This window comes from Bradyrhizobium sp. PRIMUS42 (assembly GCF_023006515.1).
Taxonomy (GTDB): Bacteria; Pseudomonadota; Alphaproteobacteria; order Rhizobiales; family Xanthobacteraceae; genus Bradyrhizobium.
The window spans coordinates 1-1017 of sequence record NZ_JALBGZ010001255.1; the positions used below are offsets into that span (position 1 = coordinate 1).

At 68.7% G+C, this 1017-nt stretch carries 1 protein-coding gene; it reads left to right on the forward strand.

From position 1 onward, the window contains the following. Nucleotides 1-1017: TIGR02302 family protein (locus MOV75_RS39485; protein WP_247008252.1), on the forward strand; the 1017-nt coding region annotated here is incomplete at both ends.

Below are 1017 nucleotides of genomic sequence, written 5' to 3' on the forward strand. Positions count from 1 at the left end.
CTCGGGGCCGCCTTCGACTGGAACGGCGTGCTGGCGCCAGCGAATGTTCGCGTTGATGCCTGGGTCACCCCGCCGCTCTACACAGGCAAGCCGCCGATCATCCTGTCGGCCGCCAACAAGGAGGCCGCGGCGCTGCCGGCTTCAGGCCCGCTTGCCGTTCCCGCAGGCTCGACCCTGATCGTGCGCTCCTCCGGCGGCAGCCTGGATGTCGCCGTCTCCGGCGGTCTCAAGGAGGTCGCTCCCGCGGAGGCTGCACCCAAGGGCACCAACGAGAAGCATTTTGCCATCACCGGTGACGGCACCGCGCGTGTCCGCGCGCCTTCCGGCCAGCCGCAATGGGCGTTTGCGGCAACGCCGGACCGTGCGCCGACGATCGTGCTCGCCAAGGATCCCGAGCGCCAGGCGCGCGGCGGGCTCCAGCTCTCCTACAAGATCGAGGATGATTACGGCGTCACCGGCGCGGATGCGCACATTGCCTTGCGCTCCGCCGACGCCAAAGATGCCGTCAAGGATGGCCGCAAGGATTCCGACGCCAAGGCCGCGGCGCGGCCGTTGTTCGAGCCGCCGCACTTCCCGCTCGTGCTGCCGAACGCCCGCACCCGCAACGGCGTCGGCCAGACGGTGAAGGATCTCAGCGAGGATCCGTATGCCGGCGCCGACGTTACGCTGACGCTGAGCGCCAAAGACGAGGCCGGCAACGAGGCTAGAAGCGAACCCTTCAACATGCGCCTGCCCGAGCGTCTGTTCACCAACTCGCTCGCGCGCGCGCTGATCGAGCAACGCCGCATCCTCGCGCTCGACGCCAACAGGAATTCCGACGTCTACACCGCGCTCGACGCGCTTATGATCGCACCCGAATTGTTCACGCCCGATGCCGGCTGCTACCTCGGCCTCCGGAGCCTCGCGACCCAGCTCGAGGCTGCCCGCACCGACGACGCCCTGCGCAATGTCGTGGCGAGCATGTGGGCCTTCGCGGTCACCATCGAGGACGACGGTGTCGCCGGCAGCGTCAACGCC